We start from the raw sequence: 18,990 nt of genomic DNA, 5'->3' as shown, positions 1-18,990 counted from the left end.
CAGAATTGAACAGTACCACTAGCGTACGCCTCAACATCATCCAGGGGAGGTCGGGATGAAATCCCAATATCGCGTAGTGGTCATTGGTGGTGGCGTGGTGGGCGCCTCGGTTCTGTACCATCTTGCTAAATTTGGCTGGTCGGACGTTGTAATGCTCGAACGGCGGCGGCTTGCATCAGGGTCTTCCTGGCATGCAGCAGGCGGCATTCATGCGCTTAACGCCGACCCCAATATGGCGTCTCTGCAAGCCTACACTATCGACCTATTAAGTGAGATCGAAAGAGAAACCGGTCAGAACATCGGTCTTCACATGACTGGCGGGTTGACGCTGGCCGGAACCCCCGAACGATGGGAGTGGTTGCAGGCCAACTATCGAATTTTCCAATCCATCGGCATTGACGATTGCGAACTTCTTAGCCCGGAAGAAGCGCAAAAGCGTTGTCCGATAATGTCCACTGAGGGTGTCTTGGGTGCCATGTGGGCTGATCGCGAAGGGTATATCGACACGACCGGCACGGTTCAGGCTTATGCCACGGCTGCAAAGAAACGCGGCGCAGAATACTACGAGGAAACCAAGGTCGACGAGTTGATCCAGACAGCAGACGGGTGGCAGGTCGTGACCGACAAAGGCACGATAACCTGCGAACATGTTGTCAACGCCGCAGGTCTTTGGGCCAAGCAAGTCGGACGTATGGCCGGGGTCGAGCTGCCGGTTTCACCCCTGAAGCATCATTACTTGATAACGGATACGGTGCCCGAAGTGGCGGAAGCAGACTTCGAAATGCCAATGACCGTGGACCTCGAAGGGTTCACCTATATGCGGCAGGACCAAAAGGGTGTGCTGGTCGGCATTTATGAGGTCGATCACGAACACTGGGCTATGGATGGTGCGCCCTGGAATTATGGAGAGGAGCTGTTTCAGGAACAGCTTGACCGGATTGAGAATGAACTGACACTTGGTTTTGAACGTTACCCCTCGATTCAGAATGTTGGCATCAAAACATGGGTCAACGGTGCCTTTACCTTCTCACCCGACGGCAACCCTTTGGTAGGCCCGGTACCCGGCAAACGTGGTTACTGGTCGGCGTGTGCGGTCATGGCGGGCTTTCTTCAAGGCGGCGGTGTCGGCAAGACACTTGCCGAGTGGATGATCCACGGTGAACCGGAAGCTGACGCATGGCCGATGGACGTGGCTCGTTATGGGGACTTCGCGCAAAACAAACGTTATATCCGAGAAACCACGGGTCAGTTTTATTCGCGCCGTTTCGTGATGACTTATCCAAACGAACAACTACCCGCTGGTCGTCCGCTCAAAATGGCCCCGGCTCACGATGCGATGACCGAAGCTGGGTGCAAGTGGGGCGTAAGCTGGGATCTTGAAGTTCCTCTGTATTTTGCTCCCAAAGGGTTTGAAGAAACGCCAACTCTAAAACGGTCAAATGCGCATGATATTGTGGCCGAAGAGTGCCGAGTGATCCGCGAAGGCGTGGGTTTAATGGATATCTCGGGCTTTTCTCGTTTTGAAGTCGCGGGGCCGAATGCCCAGGTGTGGCTTGATAAAGTCATGGCTTCGAAGTTGCCTGCGCCGGGAAGGGCAAAGCTGGCACCCATGCTTGGTGAGAACGGGCGGCTCAAGGGCGATTTAACTGTCCTCAACTGGGGCGATGGGACATGGTGGATCATGGGCAGTTACTACCTTCGCGCCTGGCATATGCGTTGGTTTGACGATCACATGATCGAGGGAGTGAATATTCGTGACCTGGGTGAGGAATATTGCGGATTCGCCGTTGTCGGCCCCAAATCACAACAGGTTGTCGAACGATTGGCCGAACAGGATATCTCGGACCTGAAGTTCATGGGCTGCGGAGATTTCGACATCGGCCTTGTACGTGCCCGGGTCGCGCGCATGTCTGTCACAGGCGAAAAAGGGTACGAGATCAATTGCCGCTATGGTGATCATATCAAGTTGCGTCGAATGTTGCTGGAAGCCGGGGCTGGCGAAGGTATTCGCGAATGCGGGTTCAATTCGATGCTGTCTACCCGGCTTGAAAAAAGCTTTGGCATCTGGTCGGCCGAGTTCACGCAGCTTTATACGCCTGGTATGACCGGAATGGATCGTTGGATCGATTGGGATAAAGACTTCGTCGGCAAAGATGCGGCAGTTGCCGAGCGCGAAGGCAACGGCCCATCTCAGGTTCAGGTTACCTTGGAAGTGGATGCGATGGATGCAGACGCCAGCGGGTATGAACCGGTTTGGGCCGGAGGAGAACGTGTCGGGTTTGTGACGTCAGGCGGTTACGGCCACTATACCGGCAAGTCGCTGGCGATGGCGCTGGTGGATCGCGACAAAGCGGAACCGGGAACGGAATTGACCGTGCATGTAGTCGGTGTTGAACGGCCTGCCAAAGTAATCGCACCGTCACCTTATGACCCTCAAGGTAAGGTAATGAGAGCGTGAGCACGACGTCTCAATCCCTTTCGCGTGGCAGGCGGCGACGTGGGCGAGGGCCCGATGCATCACCCGCCGTCATTCGAGATGTAAATTACCGCCAGCTGAGAAACCCATTTCCTCTGATGGAGGTGTTCCCGGCCGATCAAATCGCTGACATGCACGAAACAGCGCTTCGAATGCTGGAGGAATTGGGGATCAAAGTTCTGCTGCCCGAGGCGCGGCGTCTTTATGCAAAGGCGGGGGCAAGGGTGGATGAAGACAGCGAAATGGTCTTTATCGGGCGCGACATAGTTGAAACAGCTGTGGCGTCGGCTCCTAAGTCCATCTTATGCCGCGCTGGTGCGCGACATCGAGACTTCACTTTGGAACTTGGCTCGCTGGTCTTTCAGCCGGGGGCAGGGGCGCCGAATGCAACCGATCTCGTTCGGGGTCGTCGGCCCGCGTCTGGTCAGGACTACTTGGAGTTTCTGAAACTTACCCATCATTTCGATGTGTTCCAGATGATTTCGCCACAGGTCGAACCACAGGACGTTCCGACCCATCTCAGGCATTACTTTACAACCAAGGCGCAGATGGAGCTTACGGACAAGTTCCCGTTCTTCTTTTCGCGTGGCACTCCGCAGGTGTCGGACTGTTTCCAAATGCTGGCAATGGCGCGTGGGTTGTCTGACGAGGAATTTACCAGCAATGCGTATTGCTACACGATAATTAATACCAATAGCCCTCGTACACTGGACATCCCGATGGCTCAGGGACTGATTGATTTCGCCCGATATGGTCAAATGTCTATAATCACACCTTTCACGTTGATGGGCGCTATGGCGCCGATCACGGTGGCGGGCGCAATTACGTTGTCGCACGCCGAAGCGATGGCGGCTCTCGCGCTTACGCAGATTGCCAATCCGGGCGCACCCGTTTGCTATGGCACGTTTACCAGCAATGTAGACATGAAATCGGGAGCGCCTGCATTTGGAACGCCCTCGCATTTTCAAGCATCTTTGGCAGCAGGGCAGTTGGCCCGGCATTTGGGTTTGCCTTGGCGGTCAGCGGCAGGGTCGGCAGCAAATATCAACGATGTCCAATCCGCGAATGAGAACCAGTTCGGCCTGTGGGGTTGCCTGATGGCTGGGGCGACGGTCATCATTCACTCCGCTGGCTGGCTGGAAGGCGGCCTGACAGTGTCATTTGAAAAGATGATCTGTGACGCCGAAGTTTTGAACATGATCGCGGAGTTGTGTGCCGGTGCGCAGGCAGGAACCTCTGAAATAGGTTTTGATACCGCCCTCAGCGAAGTTGAACCCAGTGGTCACTTCTTTGCCTCCAGCCAGACGATGGAACGTTACAACACAGAATTTTACGAGCCTCATTTGCATGACTACGCCAATTTCGGAACATGGACTGAACGTGGCTCGGTCGATGCCAACCAGCGTGCGACAGGGGTGTGGAAGGGTATTCTGAACGATTTCAAGGCTCCGCCCAGCGACAGCGATCGTATCGGTGCGTTGCATGATTTCATCGCACGCAGAACCGAAGAAGGCGGAGCGCCACCGGAGAGCTAAATGAATACGAAGCCTATTCTGCACCGCGATGATCCCGAAGCCGAACCGCTGGTCGGTAACGTAAAAGTAACACGGGACGATTGGTTGAACGTGGCGATGGACGTTCTGATCTCGGACGGTGTGGACCAGATCAAGGTCTTGAACCTGGCAGAGAGGATGGCTGTTTCGCGGTCGTCTTTTTATTGGTATTTCAAGTCCAGGCAGGAGTTGCTCGACGCCCTTTTGGCTCGTTGGCAGGCTACAAATACCGCAGGTTTGATCAGGCAAGCCGAAGCTCCGGCAGATACAATTACTGCAGCGGTTTGTAATGTACACCGGTGCGTCGTTAATACATCGCTGTTCGACACCGCGCTGGATTTTGCGGTAAGAGACTGGGCCAGAAAATCAGGAAAAGTTCGCCGAATTCTAGACCAATCCGATGCAAAACGGCTGAAGGCTTTGCACGCCATGTTCGCAAGGTATGGCTATCCGGAGATTGAGGCCGAAACACGGGCACGGGTACTTTACTACATGCAGATAGGATACGATCTGGCGCAATTGAACGAGCCGATGGAAACACGGTTATCGATGGTTCCCCATTACCTTTACGTATTTACCGGGGTCGAACCGAAACCCGAAGAAGTGCAAGAGTTTGGAGCCTATTCGCAGCGCCATTGGCAGGGGGACAAGTCATGAGCCAACCAGATGCAATCATAATCGGAACCGGAGTTATTGGCGCCGCAATAGCGTTTGAACTGGCCAAGAAAGGTTGGAAGACCCTTTCGTTGGACCGGAATTCACAGGTTGGGCATGGGTCAACGGCCGGATCTTGCGCAATTATCAGGATGCACTATTCGACTTTTGACGGGACGGCCTTTGCTTGGGAAGGTTACCATTACTGGCGCGATTGGAGCGAGTACCTGGGGTTGCCGGACGACACGCAGTTGGCGCAGTTCCGTGAAACCGGTTGTCTTGTGATGAAGACAGAAGCCAACGGCCTTCTGGACAAGCACAAAGAGTATAGCGCGCAACTTGATTGCCCGTTCGAGGATTGGTCTCCACAACAGATAAAATCGCGGCTGCCAATTTATGCGTTGGACAGTTATGCTCCGGCGCGACGTATGGACGACCCTGAGTTTGGCCATCCAAATGGCAATCAGATGAATGGCGCGGTTTTTTGGCCAAAGGCAGGTTATGTTACTGACCCGGCACTTTCAGCTCAAAACCTGATGGACGCGGGAAAACAACACGGCGCACAAGTTCGGACTGCATCCGAAGTATCGGAAATATTGACCCAAGATGGTCGGGTGTCCGGCGTCCGTTTGACCTCTGGCGAAGAAATCAAGGCTGGGGTCGTGATAAATGTAGCGGGGCCGGGGTCATCTATCATAAACGGAATGGCGGGTGTTCTGGATGACATGACCATTGAAACGCGTCCTTTGCGACAGGAAGTCGTGCACGTACCTGCGCCCGAAGGATTTGATTTTGAAAACCAAGGTACAATCGTCTCGGATAGTGACATTTCGCTTTATTGCCGGCCTGAACACGGGAACCACATACTGATCGGATCCGAGGATCCCGAATGTGACCCGCATCAATGGTGTGAGGACGACCAGAACTATAATCGAGATTTTACAGATCAATGGACAACTCAGGCGATGCGTTATGCGCAGCGAGTTCCAAGCCTTGGTATTCCGTCCAAAACGCGCGGAGTCGTCGACCTATACGATGCCTCAACCGATTGGATTCCGATCTATGACAAGTCCAGTTTGCCAGGGTTTTATATGGCCTGTGGCACCAGTGGGAACCAATACAAGAACGCGCCCATTGCTGGAAAGATGATGGCAAACCTAATCGAATACTGTGAGGGTGGAGCGGATCACGACTCGCAGCCGATGCAATTCGAATTGCCCTATATCAAGCGGACAATTGACGTTGGCTTTTACTCTCGCAAACGTCCTATCAACGAGGACAGCAGTTTTTCGGTTCTGGGCTAGATTCCTCATCCGAACGGATTAAGTTTCCCGGAAATGCGGATGAGAAAAAACTCGTTATGGAACAAAAAAAACCTCATGTACTGATCCTTGGCAGCGCACCAACCGCGCTGATGGCAAGAGGTTGGCCAAGCCATAGCTTCACGCACATCGTCGCGATTAACAACGCGTGGCGCATTAGGGCTGATTGGGATTTCCTTATTCACCCCGAGGATTTTCCAACCGATAACCTGCCTGACCACGTCGGCCCGAACCAGCGTGTTGTTACGGCAGAGGATTATGTGCCACTGCAGAACGAATTAGGTGGATTTGTATATGCGGGCGGGACGATGGCCTTTACTGCAGGGTATTGGGCCTTGGCCGCGTTGAAGCCATCGGTGATGGCCTTTTTAGGATGCGACATGGTCTATCCCCGGTCTGGAAATACGCATTTTTATGGCAATGGGGCAGCCGATCCGTTGCGGCCAGATATTACCTTGCGTTCTCTTGAGGCAAAGTCCGCGCGGCTGGCTTTGTTTGGTGCTACCCAAAATTGCAGTGTTGTCCGTCTTTCCGATGGGGAAAGTAGGCTGGTGTTTCCTACTGTTTCTCAGAATAATTTGGATTCGGCGCCGCTGCCCAGCTTCAAAGGGATGACACAGGCTCTCAAACAAGAAGCAGAGATGGGCTATTTCGTGCCCTCCGGTCGGTATTGGGAATGCCAAAGTCGTTTTGACCCAGTCAAAATAGACGAACTGGATAATCTGTGGCTCAAGACTTACCGGAACTCAATTGTGGCTCATGTGGTCTGATGCGGTAGACCGTTCAATAAGTTGTCTACCTTTGCGCGGGCTAAGGTTGCGGCTCGGCTTCTGACCGGGCCATAACCACGAATTTCATCTGCACACCCGAGAGTTTTGATCCAAACTTCGTGCGTGCTTTCATCGTACTCAGCAATCAGTTTCGCTAGCAATTTTTTGTACCAATCCAGAAGATCCCGGTGCAAACGCGCTTCGGAGTGATAAGCGAATGGGTTCAGGGGCGAACCACGCAAACCCTTCATGTGGGCAAGACCAAATAATATCGGCCGTATCCAAATCCCTAGTTCCCATTTCATCGGGCGTCCCTGTTCATCTTTGCGCCAACTCATCAAAGGCGGCGCCATGTGGTAGGACAGCTTCAGATCCCCCTCGAACTGGTCTGACAGCTCATTTGCAAAGTCGTTGCTGGTCATCAGGCGCGCGACCTCAAACTCGTCTTTATAAGACATGAATCGAAAAAGATTTCGCGCGACGGACCGAACCAACTCTTCATCAGCGTTGGGCAAAGCGTTTCGAATGGCGGAGATCCGGTTTGTATAGTCCTCGCCGTATCTAGTATTTTGGTAGTGCTTCAGAAATTCAGCCCGGCGGTCGACCATCTTATCCAAAGGTTCTTGATAAGACGGCTGGCTAAGATCAATTTCCAATCGATCAGGATGTTCAGCAAGCACGCGACCAATGGCAAACGCAAGCCGATTTTTTTCAACCGCAGTGCCGTTAAGCAAAAAGGCCTGAGACAGCGCGGTTCCCGAAACCGGGACCAAACCCTTCTGCCACGCGTATCCCAATAATATTACATTTGCGAATACGGCGTCTCCCAGCAGCTTTTCGGCGGCAGCGTTGGCATCCACGCCCCAAAGATTTTTTGCCCCCACAACTTGCTGGATCGCTTTTTCACGACTTGCGATATTCAGTTTCGCGTCTCGGTGCAGAACCAGATCACCGGTTGGCATTTCGGCACGGTTCAGAATAACGCGTGTTTTGGTGCTGTAGTGAACGGATGCCTTGGGCCCTGAACTGACTACGGCATCACAGCCGATAACCGCATCGGCGGATCCGCGGTCAATGCGAACCTGGTTCAAAGCTTGCGGCTCGGACCCAAGCCGGATGTAGCTTAGGACAGTTCCGAATTTTTGAGCGAAACCGGTGAAGTCCAAAACCGAAGCGCCTTTGCCCTCAAGATGAGCGGCCATGGAGATCAAAGCTCCTACAGTAACGACACCGGTGCCGCCGACTCCGGTCACGAGCAGGTCAAAGGGTTTGTCCAAGGACGGCAATTTCGGCACTGGCAGCGCTGCCTCTAAGTCACACGGGTTCAGCGCAATTTCTCGTGTACGCCGTTTTGCGCCGGTGACTGTTACAAAACTGGGGCAAAACCCGCTGAGGCAGGAAAAGTCTTTGTTACAAGAGCTCAAATTTATCTTTCGCTTACGGCCAAGCGATGTTTCTCGAGGCTCTACGCTCAAGCAATTTGAAGTGACCGAACAATCCCCACAGCCTTCACACACAAGATGGTTGATCCAGACAAACCTATCGGGGTCTTGCATGCTGCCACGCTTACGTCGGCGGCGTTTTTCCGTAGCGCACGTCTGTTCGTAGATCAAAACAGTCACGCCGGGAACATCGCGTAACGCACGCTGCAGGGCGTCCATTTCGCTGCGGTCGTGAAAGCTGGTTCGATTGGGGAAGTCGGAGTAGTTAAATTTCTTGATGTTATCAGAAACCAACGCGATCCTTTCGACTCCTTCTGCCCTGCATGTCTGGGCGATGCCGGGGACGCTGACAGGGCCGTCTACAGGTTGGCCCCCCGTCATTGCGACCGCGTCATTATATAGAATCTTGTAGGTTATATTCGTGCCAGCCGCGACGGCCTGCCGTATCGCGAGCGAACCAGAGTGATACCATGTTCCTTCGCCCAGATTCTGGAAGATGTGTTTGCCTCCATTGAATTGAGAAGACACCACATGGGGTACACCCTCGCCGCCCATCTGCGCATAACCCACGGTCTGACGGTCCATCCAAGATGCCATTACGTGGCAACCAATCCCGCTGGCTGCGGTCGAACATTCGGGGATTTTTGTCGAACTATTGTGTGGGCAGCCCGAGCAGAAATATGGTGTTCGAGTAGCTCCGGGCACGTTGAGCAATTGAGGCGGTGTGTCGGTCAGCGCACTAGCTTTCGCAGGCAGGTTTTCTTCTGGAAAGAACGTGTTAAGCCGTTGGGAAATTATGGGGACGAGCATCAATGGGCTGAGTTCACCGGTCCATGGAATCAAAGGCTCGCCATGACTGTCGTATTTTCCCACCATCTTATGCGGCTTTTCACCGGGCCAGTCGTAGAAGTATTCCTTGAATTGGCTTTCAATGATCCCACGCTTTTCTTCGACAACCAATACTTCTGACTTACCTTTGACAAAGCGCAGCGCATTGCGCCGGGCGAGTGGCCAGACCATTCCCACTTTGTAGATATCAATCCCCAGACGTCGACAAGCGGCTTCATCAAGGCCAAGCAGTCGCAGTGCCTCCATTAAGTCCAGATGCCCCTTGCCCGTGGTAACAAAGCCAAACTTAGCGTTATCGATATCGTATATCCGCCGATCAATTGGGTTGGCTTCTGCAAAAGCACGCACGGCTCGCAACTTGTGTTGAATACGCGTTTCAATTTCTGGAGAAGGCAAATCAGCTGACCGTACATGCAGGCCATTTTCAGGCAATTCGATTTGTGGCAGAGAGAAGTTTCGATCTGGCCTTAGTTCAATTGATTGGGCGCTTTCTACTGTCTCTGAAATTGCCTTGAATCCAATCCACGCTCCCGAAAAGCGGGAAAGCGCAATCCCGTATTCTCCGAACTCCAGATACTCGTCCACCGATGCCGGGTTCAGCGTCGGCATAAACCAAGACATAAAGGCCACGTCAGATTGATGCGGCATTGATGAGCTAACGCAACCATGATCGTCGCCTGCCACCACCAGTACTCCGCCCATTGGGGCTGAACCGTAGGCGTTACCGTGTTTTAAGGCGTCACCTGACCGGTCCACGCCGGGTCCTTTGCCATACCACATGGAAAAGATCCCTTCGACCTCGCAATTCGGATCAAGCGAAGCTTGTTGCGCCCCCAAAATCGCCGTTGCACCCAAATCTTCGTTAACAGCGGGCATAAACTTAATTTGGTTGTCTTTGAGCCTTTTTTGGGCGCGCCAAAGTTCCAAGTCCAATCCGCCCAGCGGGGATCCGCGATACCCCGAGACAAATCCGGCCGTGTTCAGTCCGGCTTTCCTATCGCGACGGGCCTGATCCAACATGATCCGCGCCAAGGCCTGTGTGCCAGTCAGGAAAACCCTGCCGGCTGTCATGTCGTAACGGTCTTGTAACTTGTATGTCCGGGGTGAGGGTTCGTGGTGGCTCATGCTGTCGTCCGAAGTCTGCCAGATTTCTTGGTTATTTTACTCGGATAATCGTGGAAATACGTACCTTTTTATCAGCCTAAGGCACCATCAGTCGAAAAATTTGGTCGATTATTGTCAAAAATTGACTATTTTATTCGCTATGACTTTCATCGAAGAAAAAGATCATCGGATACTGAAGCTGCTGCAGGAAGACAGTCAAATGTCTAATGCGGAATTGGCCGAGGCGGTGGGAATGTCGCCGTCAGCTCTTTGGCGACGAGTGCGCGCGCTTGAGGATGCCGGGATCATTCGACGCTACGGAGCGGTTGTCGATCCATCTGCTATGGGGCTGCATTTCGAAGCGATTGTTCATGTTCACCTTACCCGGCACGACCCGGAAAGAATCGTCGAATTCATTCGTGCGGTTGAGCTGAATTCGGACGTTCAAGAGTGTTACGCGACCACCGGTCAGGCAGACTATCATCTGCGTGTTTTGTGCAAGGATTTGGCAGGGTACAACGTATTTCTCGAGGAATTTCTCTTCCGCCTTCCGGCCGTTGCGAGCGCGCAAACCAACGTGGTTTTACGCACGATCAAAAGAAATCGGCCAATTGTTCCTTAGAAACTAGGCCGCGAAAGAAACCCATGCCCAGGCCATCGCGATGTAGGTCAGGTTGTGCAAACACTGATCCAACCCTGCCGCGCGCCAAAATGCCGCCTGATTTGGTTGTAGGCGTTTCTTGTCGGAGTAGCTTGCCTTTGCAAAGTCGATATGAAAGTGAACAATCCATTCCAGAGCCGCGACAATTAGAATGAATTCCACTGGCGCGCGGAACAGAGCAAATATAATCACTGACCCCAAAACATGTACAGCGGCATGCTGGGCCCGCCCGAGATGAAAGTATGTGCCACGCCCCGAAAGCATTTTGGGCGTTTGCAAGTAATAGTCGGCAAACATGTGCTTTATCTGCAGTAGACAGAGCAAAAGCAGCACGGTGCCTATCGTCGCAGGCAAATGAATCCTCCCGATATCGTCCTCGTTAGAAGATTAGGGTGGAAATCCGTGAGGTGCAAATGAACTTGTTCACACAACGCGAAATTGTCTCGAATCGGAAATTCATTTGCGTATTCGGATATGAATGCGGTAAATTCTTCGTATTGTATTCACGTTCAAATCAATGATTTGACTGACGGATCAGCAGTGGGGCGGGTTCCATAGAACGAACGATTTTTCAGTTCATCTGGAAATACTCCAAACGCGATCAGTTGACCTTGCTGGCCGTGACAGCGACTTTGTTCCCTTTGCTATACCTCACGCTTGAATTGCCCAAGCGCATTATCAATGACGCGATTGGTGCTTCAAGTTCGATCATAAATGTGTTGGGTTTCGATCTGCCACAGACAACGTTCCTGATCATTCTATGCATCGCATTTTTATTCGCGGTCTTGGCCCACGGTCTAATGAAAATGCGCATCAACACCATGAAGGGCATTCTGAGCGAACGGATGTTGCGTCGTTTTCGCTATCAATTGATCAATCGGGCGCTCAGGTTCCCACAGCCATATTTTGAGCGGGTCAGCCAAGGCGAAATGGTTTCGATGATCACCGCTGAAAGCGAACCAATGGGCGGGTTGATGGGTGACGCGATCAGTCAGCCTGTCTTGCAAGCTGGTCAGATGATAACCATCCTGTCCTTTCTGTTCCTTCAGAGCTTCTGGTTCGGGCTGGCAGCTATTGCATTGATACCGCTGCAAGCTTGGCTCATTCCTAAGCTTCAACGGCAAATCAACCTGTTGAACAAAACTCGTATTCAAGAGGTTCGTGTTCTGGCTGCGCAAATCGGTGAAAATGCTGCAGGTGCCGCCACTCTGAGGGCCAACGGCGGCTGGCGGTACCGTCGCTCCATGATTTCAGATCAGCTGAGCAGGCTTTTTGCAATTCGTTTCGAGATCTATCAAAAAAAGTTTTTCATGAAGTTTATCAATAACTTCATCTCGCAACTGACACCATTCTTGTTTTATCTGGTTGGCGGATTATTGGTTTTACAAGGGTCCGTATCGTTAGGGGCATTGGTAGCTGCGCTTGCGGCTTACAAGGACTTAAGCTCTCCGTGGAAAGAGCTTTTGACATATTACAACCAGACCCAAGATATGTCGCTTCGATGGGACGTGGTAATCGAGCGGTTTGCCCCCACTGGAATGCAGGACGAAGCTTTGTTCGAAGGGGAGCCGAAAGATCGGCCGCATTTGAACGGGGACATTGTTTTGGACAGAGTTTCTGTGCGCGACATGGACGGAAATCAGGTGTTGGACGATCTGAACCTTAAGTTTCCCGCCGGAAAAACAATTGGAATAGCGGCCCCAAGCGAAGAAGACCGGCGGGCAATGGCCGAGCTTTTGACGCGTGAAATCCTGCCCGGTTCGGGGCATGTCAAGATTGGCGATCATGATCTTGCATCGTTGCATCAAGCAGTCGTGGCCGCACGGATCGGTTATGCGACCTCGAGACCTGTAATGTTCCAAGGTTCCCTGGGCGATAATGTGATGATGCCGATGCGGTATAGACCTGTTTCGATACCAGAGGCGGATTCGGAGTTTGCCGAAACTCTGCGTGCAGGCAATAGTGACGATCCCTTCCGCGCCGATTGGCTTGACCCCTCGTTGGCGGGATTAAAAAGTCCCGAAGAACTGCGCGATTGGTGGTTGAAGTTAATCGACGGGATGGGGTCGGGGGCAGCATTATTCCAGCGAGGAGCAGACCAAGTCTTTGATCCCGAAGAACATCCAGCGTTGGCCCGAAAGTTGGTTGAACTGCGGCCCATTGTGCAACAGGCAGTGCGACGGGCCGAACTTGACCAACAAGCGTTGATTTTTGATCGAAAGGTTTACAACCCCGCATTGCCTGTCGCAGAGAACCTTTTGTTTGCAACGCCGCGCGTTCCCGTCACCCAAGAGTTGTTGGCCCAGCAGACTGTTTTTCTGGGTCAATTACGGGAATTGGGGTTGGATGAGACTTTGATTGGATTGACCCGTGACGTCATCGATATGCTGCGTCAGATCTTTGGCTTGGACGGTACGGATCACCCGCTGTTTCGCAAACTCGGCCTTCAGGCACAGACTTACGAAGCCGCCGTCGAACTCGTAGAACGCACCCGGCAAGAAGGGGCTTCTGGGTTGGATGACGGGCAACTGGCCAATTTGCTTGCTGTTCCCTTCGTTATATCTGCAGAACAGATTGGCCCCGCATTTACCGATGAATTGAAGAACCGCATATTGGAATTACGAGCCAGTCATTCTGATAAGTTAATGGAGCGTTTGCAGGATGTGTTCGTGCCGCTGAATCAAGCGGAATTTGCTCCTGGGCTCACGGTCATGGAGAATGCACTATTCGGAAAAGTCAGTCAGATTGGGGGAGGTCGGTCTGACGAGGTTCGCAAACTTATTGCTGACGTTCTTTCGGAAAATGGAGCACGATCACTTGTGGTGGCTCTAATTTACGACATTCCAGTCGCGCTTGGCGGTCAGAACCTGCCCGCCGTCTTTGCCGAGCCGCTCGCATTTACCCGGGCAACAATAAAAAAACCCGACATCCTTATTCTGGAAAATGCGTTGGCTAGCTATGACATGGAAACGCAAGTGGCCGTATATAAAAACTTGCGTGAGTTGCTGCCCGAAACAACGGTCATCTACCTCAATGATCAGTTTCAGAATCCAAATGTGTTCGACATGTACGTTGAAATCCGCCAAGGTCGTGTTGTGACAGACGAAAAACCAGAGGACGTGGAAGAAGACAGTGCCTCTTCTGCTGACCTTGCGCGTAAGCTGCGCGCACTGGAACAGACACCGTTGTTTTCGGGTCTGGACAGGAGGCAGTTACGGCTGCTTGCGTTTGGTGCGCGTTGGTTCAACGCGTCTGCTGGTGAAGTCATTTTTCTTAAGGACGATCAACCAACCGACGGTGCATATGTGGTTCTTGAGGGCGAGGCAGGTTTGTATCTGCCACAACCTGACGGGCCGGATAAACTGATCTTGACTGTTGGCTCGGGGGCTTTAGTAGGTGAACTCGGCTTGATCCGAAAAGAACCCCGCGCGCTCAGCATGATCGCAGAGACAGATCTTGCTTGTTTGCGCATTGGGGAAGAGGAATTCCTGGCCGTGGTCGAAAATGACGCCGCCACCGCATTCAAGCTAATGCAGGTTATTGCTGGATATGTCTCGAACTAATCGGGTTGTGTCGTCGGAACGCAAAACAAACTGTACAGCAGCTCGATGGTCTGCGCAGTCTTCCCGTCACTTAATGCATAGTAAATCGTTTTCCCATCCCGACGGGTTGTGACCATCCCCTCTTCGCGAAGACGGGCAAGCATTTGGCTGACTGTCGCCTGACGCATGTCCAGAAGCTTCTCTAACTCCCCAACAGAGTACTCACCGGCGCTAAGATGGCAAAGGATCATCAAGCGCCCTTCATGGCCAAGCGCCTTGAGGAACGCAGCCGCATTGGCCGCGCTTTCCTTCATGTTGTGCGGCGTCTCGGGGGGTAGTACGTTGGGTCCAGGGTGATGGGCGTTCACGGGAGGTCCAGTCGACAGATTGGAGTTGGCACAATATGCCTTATTCAAGTCAAGTTTGTCACCCCTCTGTCGCGGGTGCGCCGCCCTGAAACGCGTTTCCGTTGACGTAATCACATGGATCTTCCTGCATCTGCAAATGCAGCCCATCCCCAGAATATGGGTGCGCGCGCGCCAACTCCTCGTCGACTTCGATCCCAAGGCCGGGCGCGGTGGGAGGGACCACAAAACCGTCCTGAACCTTGATCGTCCCCTTAATCAATTGATCGTGGAAAGGTGTTTCGATGGTTTCCAGCAACAACAGGTTCGGTATCGACGCTGCCAGGTGAATGTTAGCGGCCCATTCAACTGGCCCCGCGTACAGATGCGGTGCCATTTGCACGTTAAACACTTCAGCCATGGCGGCCACTTTTTTCATTTCCCATATCCCGCCAGCGCGGCCCAAAGCAGGTTGCAAAATTTCAGCCGCGCCTGCGCGCATAACAGCCCCGAATTCTGCCTTGGTGGTCATCCGCTCGCCTGTCGCCACGGGAATACGTACATTCCGGGCGACACGAGCCATATCCTCAATCATGTCAGGTGGCGTCGGTTCCTCATACCAGAGAGGTGAATAAGGCTCTAACGCCTGGCCAAGACGAATAGCGCCGGCTGTATTGAACTGTCCGTGAGTCCCAAATAACAAATCTGCCTGATCCCCGACCGCTTCGCGAATAGCTTTGCAAAATGCGACCGACATTGAGATGTCGGACATTGCAGGCATATGCCCACCCCGGATTGTGTATGGGCCAGCCGGGTCGAACTTGACTGCAGTAAACCCTTTTCGCACCATTTCAGCTGCGCATTCACCGGCCTGTTCCGGAGAAGTCCAAAAGTCGGTGAGGTTATGGTGAGGCAGTGGATAAAGATATGTATAAGCCCTGATTTTTTCATTCATTCGCCCGCCCAACAGCGCATAGACAGGACGGCTACGATCCTTACCCAGGATATCCCAACAAGCGATTTCCAAGCCGGAAAATGCGCCCATTACTGTCAGGTCAGGCCGCTGCGTGAAACCGCTTGAATAGACTCGGCGGAACATCAGCTCAATGTTTTCAGGGTTTTCATCGGCCATGTGTCGGTCGAACACGTCGCGGATCACGTGTTGCATGGCTTCGGGCCCGATTGACGATGCATAACACTCGCCCCAACCGGTAATACCTGTGTCAGTAGTTACTTTTACTAGTATCCAATACCGTCCGCCCCACCCTGGGGCTGGCGGGGCAGTGACAATGATATCGAGATCCTGCAGTTTCATTCGCTGTCCTTTCAGGGACTCAATCTTTGCCGAACATGATCACGTTGCGCTTTGCTGAACCAGTTTTTGTGTCTTCGATCGCCTCGTTGATCTGGCTTAAAGACCAACGGCCCGAAATCAATTCATCCAACTTCAACCGCCCTTGTTCATAAAGATCGACCATCCATGGGATATCACGTTGAATGACTACATCGCCCATTTTTGATCCAACCATACCTTGCGCAACCGCGGCCAAAATTACAGGCTCATAGCTGGCTTGCGCTCCGGAATGGGGCATGCCGATCATCACGGCCTTGCCACCGCGTCCAAGGTATCGCGGAGCCTGATCGTAGGCCGGTATCGCGCCAACGGTGATCAGAACGGCATCCGCGCCTCGCCCACCAAAAGCCTTGTAAGCGGCCTTCCACGGCTCGCTCAGAGTCGCAAGGACGCCATGAGTCGCTCCGAACTCTTTAGCGATATCCAGCTTCTCTTCTGTCATGTCTACGGCGACGATGCGACGTGCGCCGGCAATGCGCGCACCCTGAATTGCGTTCAGACCGACACCGCCAGCACCGATCACCACAACATCTTGACCTGGGCGCAGGGCCGCCGCGTTAACGGCTGCTCCAACCCCGGTAATAACGCCGCAGGACAAAAGACTGGCGACGTCCTTTGGCATCGATTGAGGTATTTTTACGATCTGGCGATGGCTAACCACGACTTTTTCAGCAAAGGCACCGCAAGCCATAGCTTGTTCCAGTGGCTCGCCATCAGCCGTACGCAGCGGCCCTTTGACGGTGTCATAAGGCGTTTCGCAAATGGTCGGCTTTCCGCCAGCGCAAGACGGGCAGGTGCCGCAAGCACGGATGAGTGTCACGACCACAGGGTCGCCGACATTGAATTCTCCGGCACCTTCACCCAATGCCGTGATTACACCAGCGGCTTCGTGGCCGTACACTGCGGGTAAAAACCCACCCCAGGCACCACTGGCATATGAAATATCGGAATGGCAAATTGCTACGGCTTCCAACGTGACTTCGACTTCGCCCATACCGGGCGGCGCGATCAGAATATCCTCGATGACCAATGGGTCGCCAAAAGCATGGCAAACTGCGGCTTTGATGGTTTGCATATTTGTCCCCGTTCACTTTTGACGCCACGGTGGACTGTCACGATGCGAGCTGCAAGGCAGTTTCCGTCAAACGCGTGTCGTTTACGTCGCGTTGGTCGTACTTGTCTAATTAACTATAGTCTTGCGGGCATCAGAAAGACGGTCAATAACAAGGCGCGACGGGTATGAAGGGCAGGGTTTGCCGACTGACTAATTTCTCAACGGCATTCTGCAACCGGCGACGCGACTACCGAACGCGCGTTTCGTGCAACCAATCCTTTTTATGCCCTTTGAAAACAGCGGACTGACTACATCTTCCGAGCGGCAAGGGTGATAAGCTCAGCCAATTTTTTCGGGTGTGAGAAAAAAGGTGAATGGGAACTGTCGATGGTCAGTTGAAGTTCCGGTTCAGCGCACAGACTCATCTCGGCTTGATATTCTGTTGGTACCGTTTGGTCATTGGTCGTGCGGATATATACTTTGGGAACTTTCGCAAAATTAGATCCAGTTTTGAGCGGCGTTTCCTGTGGCCGGATTGCCTGCGGGCACAATCTGGCTTGGGCATAGCTAACCACCTCGGGCGGACAATCGTGATAAAACAGAGATTGCACCCGGCCAGGTAGCATCCTGTACGAAAGCCCGTCCGCAGATTTTTCAATTGCATCTGCGATCAATTGCCGTGGGGCACGTTTGCGCATTTCGGCCATCGACAGCCCGTCTTTTGGAACATATGCGCAAAGGTAAATTAACCCACGCAGCCCTTTTGGGTCGGCCTCCGCCGCGGCGCTGATTGGAAAACCGCCCCACGAATGTCCTACGACAATTGTTTCCGGGCTTGAGGCATCAAGTATTGCGTCGCGACACAAATCCAAGGAAACATCCGCGATAGGCGTCGGATCAGAACCATGGCTGGGCATATCTATTGCGCGCGCGGAATGCCCCATTCCAGTTAGTTCGGGAATAAGGTCGCGCCAGCACCAGGCACCGTGACATGAACCATGGATCAATAAAAAGTCTGTCACAGAAGGCTCCTTTAAATGTGACCGATCCGGGTCATGAAATCGGCAAGAATGGTCGCGTATTCCTTGGGACGTTCGACGCAAGGTAAATGACCGGCTCGTCTGATTAGCTCGAATTGGGAACCGGGTACCAGATCAACCGTTTCGCGGACCAGATCGGGTGGGGTCGAGCCGTCCTCACTGCCGGCGATGCCGAGCGTTGGCAAGCGTAACCCGCTAGTGGGTGTGTAGAAATCTGTTCCCGAAATGGCCGCGCAACATCCCAAATAACCATCAACCGGCTGTCGTGTCATCATGTTACGCCAAAGGTTCATTTCCGGTTTTGCGCGAAAATCACGGGAAAACCAACGTTCCATAGTCGCGTCTGCAATTGCTTCGATTCCACCGGATTGCACAGCATTGATGCGATCCTGCCAGATCGAAGGAGTACCGATCTTGGCAGCGGTGTTTGACAAAACTAGCGCTCGTACCGTGTCCATACGTTTGACGGCCAGTCCCTGACCGATCAACCCGCCAACGGAAAGGCCGACAAATACGCAATCTTTGATTTCGAGATAATCTAAGAGCCTTTCTGCATCATGCACTAATGCACCCATGGAATATGGCCCCGGTGGTTCTGACGAAAGTCCGTGTCCGCGCTTGTCGTAGCGAATGACTTTCAATCCATTGGGTAAGAACGGCAACATGAGGTCCCATAGACGCAAATCTGTTCCCAGCGAGTTCACCAGAACCAAAGGGGCGCCATGCGGATCGCCATCAATTCGGCAATGCAACTGTACATCCCCGAGGTCGACAATGTTCATGGTAAATATCCCATCCTGCCTGTTTCCGCCAAACGGACCCGAT

At 53.0% G+C, this 18,990-nt stretch carries 14 protein-coding genes; 7 read left to right on the top strand and 7 right to left on the bottom strand.

Translation table 11 applies throughout. The annotated features are described in order from the left end of the window. Positions 1–55: 55 nt before the first annotated feature. From AC2FNV_RS01020 to AC2FNV_RS01000, 5 genes are read left to right on the top strand one after another with little or no spacing between them, the layout of a single operon-like run. Positions 56–2,458 (top strand): GcvT family protein, encoded by a 2,403-nt coding sequence (locus AC2FNV_RS01020; RefSeq protein ID WP_170604550.1) that lies wholly within the window; start codon positions 56–58, stop codon positions 2,456–2,458. Further along, positions 2,455–4,011 carry a trimethylamine methyltransferase family protein gene (locus AC2FNV_RS01015; RefSeq protein WP_496772157.1) on the top strand — a complete coding sequence of 519 codons (1,557 nt, stop codon included), beginning with the start codon at positions 2,455–2,457 and terminating at the stop codon, positions 4,009–4,011. The genes AC2FNV_RS01020 and AC2FNV_RS01015 overlap by 4 nt, the downstream gene beginning before the upstream one ends. After that, positions 4,012–4,686, top strand: coding sequence for a TetR/AcrR family transcriptional regulator (locus AC2FNV_RS01010; RefSeq protein ID WP_170473916.1), 675 nt, complete (start codon positions 4,012–4,014; stop codon positions 4,684–4,686). Further along, on the top strand, positions 4,683–5,987 hold the full coding sequence (locus AC2FNV_RS01005; protein WP_170604554.1) for an NAD(P)/FAD-dependent oxidoreductase: 1,305 nt from the start codon (positions 4,683–4,685) through the stop codon (positions 5,985–5,987). The genes AC2FNV_RS01010 and AC2FNV_RS01005 overlap by 4 nt, the downstream gene beginning before the upstream one ends. 56 nt (positions 5,988–6,043) lie before the next feature. After that, on the top strand, positions 6,044–6,775 hold the full coding sequence (locus tag AC2FNV_RS01000) for a hypothetical protein (protein WP_170604556.1): 732 nt from the start codon (positions 6,044–6,046) through the stop codon (positions 6,773–6,775). Here AC2FNV_RS01000 and AC2FNV_RS00995 read toward each other — a convergent pair. Then, positions 6,763–10,191 carry an indolepyruvate ferredoxin oxidoreductase family protein gene (locus tag AC2FNV_RS00995; protein WP_496772154.1) on the bottom strand — a complete coding sequence of 1,143 codons (3,429 nt, stop codon included), beginning with the start codon at positions 10,189–10,191 and terminating at the stop codon, positions 6,763–6,765. The two genes, AC2FNV_RS01000 and AC2FNV_RS00995, sit on opposite strands and share 13 nt — an antisense overlap. A 139-nt stretch (positions 10,192–10,330) precedes the next feature. Between AC2FNV_RS00995 and AC2FNV_RS00990 the strand changes: the two genes are divergently transcribed. Next, entirely contained in the window at positions 10,331–10,792 is a 462-nt protein-coding gene (locus tag AC2FNV_RS00990) for an Lrp/AsnC family transcriptional regulator (RefSeq protein ID WP_170473905.1), read from the top strand. Positions 10,793–10,795: 3 nt separating this feature from the next. On the opposite strand, the gene AC2FNV_RS00985 is transcribed toward AC2FNV_RS00990, so the two are convergent. Further along, a complete protein-coding gene (locus tag AC2FNV_RS00985) occupies positions 10,796–11,185 on the bottom strand; it encodes a DUF3307 domain-containing protein (RefSeq protein ID WP_170473902.1) in 390 nt (129 codons plus the stop codon). 212 nt (positions 11,186–11,397) lie between these two features. Here AC2FNV_RS00985 and AC2FNV_RS00980 point away from each other — a divergent pair, with 212 nt between their 5' ends. Then, positions 11,398–14,394: an ABC transporter transmembrane domain-containing protein gene (locus AC2FNV_RS00980; RefSeq protein ID WP_170604869.1), complete on the top strand. Its 2,997-nt coding sequence runs from the start codon at positions 11,398–11,400 to the stop codon at positions 14,392–14,394. Here AC2FNV_RS00980 and AC2FNV_RS00975 read toward each other — a convergent pair. From AC2FNV_RS00975 to pcaD, 5 genes are all read right to left on the bottom strand, one after another. Next, positions 14,391–14,687, bottom strand: coding sequence for an ArsR/SmtB family transcription factor (locus AC2FNV_RS00975; RefSeq protein WP_170473899.1), 297 nt, complete (start codon positions 14,685–14,687; stop codon positions 14,391–14,393). The two genes, AC2FNV_RS00980 and AC2FNV_RS00975, sit on opposite strands and share 4 nt — an antisense overlap. A gap of 112 nt (positions 14,688–14,799) precedes the next feature. After that, positions 14,800–16,032 (bottom strand): mandelate racemase/muconate lactonizing enzyme family protein, encoded by a 1,233-nt coding sequence (locus AC2FNV_RS00970; protein ID WP_170604560.1) that lies wholly within the window; start codon positions 16,030–16,032, stop codon positions 14,800–14,802. Positions 16,033–16,051: 19 nt separating this feature from the next. After that, complete coding sequence (locus AC2FNV_RS00965) at positions 16,052–17,146, bottom strand: zinc-binding dehydrogenase (protein WP_170473893.1); 1,095 nt, start codon at positions 17,144–17,146, stop codon at positions 16,052–16,054. Between the two features lie 287 nt (positions 17,147–17,433). After that, entirely contained in the window at positions 17,434–18,147 is a 714-nt protein-coding gene (locus tag AC2FNV_RS00960; RefSeq protein WP_170604562.1) for an alpha/beta fold hydrolase, read from the bottom strand. An 11-nt stretch (positions 18,148–18,158) separates the two neighbouring features. Further along, positions 18,159–18,947 (bottom strand): 3-oxoadipate enol-lactonase, encoded by a 789-nt coding sequence (pcaD, locus tag AC2FNV_RS00955; protein WP_170604564.1) that lies wholly within the window; start codon positions 18,945–18,947, stop codon positions 18,159–18,161. Positions 18,948–18,990 lie beyond the last annotated feature (43 nt).

The sequence above is a fragment of the Ruegeria sp. BHSA163 genome, assembly GCF_059613365.1.
Note: the sequence above shows the minus strand (reverse complement) of the source record. Positions and strands in the feature narration are given on the sequence as shown.

What these genes read in the sequence shown, in the direction of transcription:
- AC2FNV_RS01020 (WP_170604550.1), top strand. Translation starts at nt 56, where the DNA reads ATGAAATCCCAATATCGCGTAGTGGTCATTGGTGGTGGCGTGGTGGGC.
- AC2FNV_RS01010 (WP_170473916.1), top strand. Translation starts at nt 4,012, where the DNA reads ATGAATACGAAGCCTATTCTGCACCGCGATGATCCCGAAGCCGAACCG.
- AC2FNV_RS01005 (WP_170604554.1), top strand. Translation starts at nt 4,683, where the DNA reads ATGAGCCAACCAGATGCAATCATAATCGGAACCGGAGTTATTGGCGCC.
- AC2FNV_RS01000 (WP_170604556.1), top strand. Translation starts at nt 6,044, where the DNA reads ATGGAACAAAAAAAACCTCATGTACTGATCCTTGGCAGCGCACCAACC.
- AC2FNV_RS00995 (WP_496772154.1), bottom strand. Translation starts at nt 10,191, where the DNA reads ATGAGCCACCACGAACCCTCACCCCGGACATACAAGTTACAAGACCGT.
- AC2FNV_RS00990 (WP_170473905.1), top strand. Translation starts at nt 10,331, where the DNA reads ATGACTTTCATCGAAGAAAAAGATCATCGGATACTGAAGCTGCTGCAG.
- AC2FNV_RS00975 (WP_170473899.1), bottom strand. Translation starts at nt 14,687, where the DNA reads ATGAAGGAAAGCGCGGCCAATGCGGCTGCGTTCCTCAAGGCGCTTGGC.
- AC2FNV_RS00970 (WP_170604560.1), bottom strand. Translation starts at nt 16,032, where the DNA reads ATGAAACTGCAGGATCTCGATATCATTGTCACTGCCCCGCCAGCCCCA.
- AC2FNV_RS00965 (WP_170473893.1), bottom strand. Translation starts at nt 17,146, where the DNA reads ATGCAAACCATCAAAGCCGCAGTTTGCCATGCTTTTGGCGACCCATTG.
- pcaD (WP_170604564.1), bottom strand. Translation starts at nt 18,947, where the DNA reads ATGAACATTGTCGACCTCGGGGATGTACAGTTGCATTGCCGAATTGAT.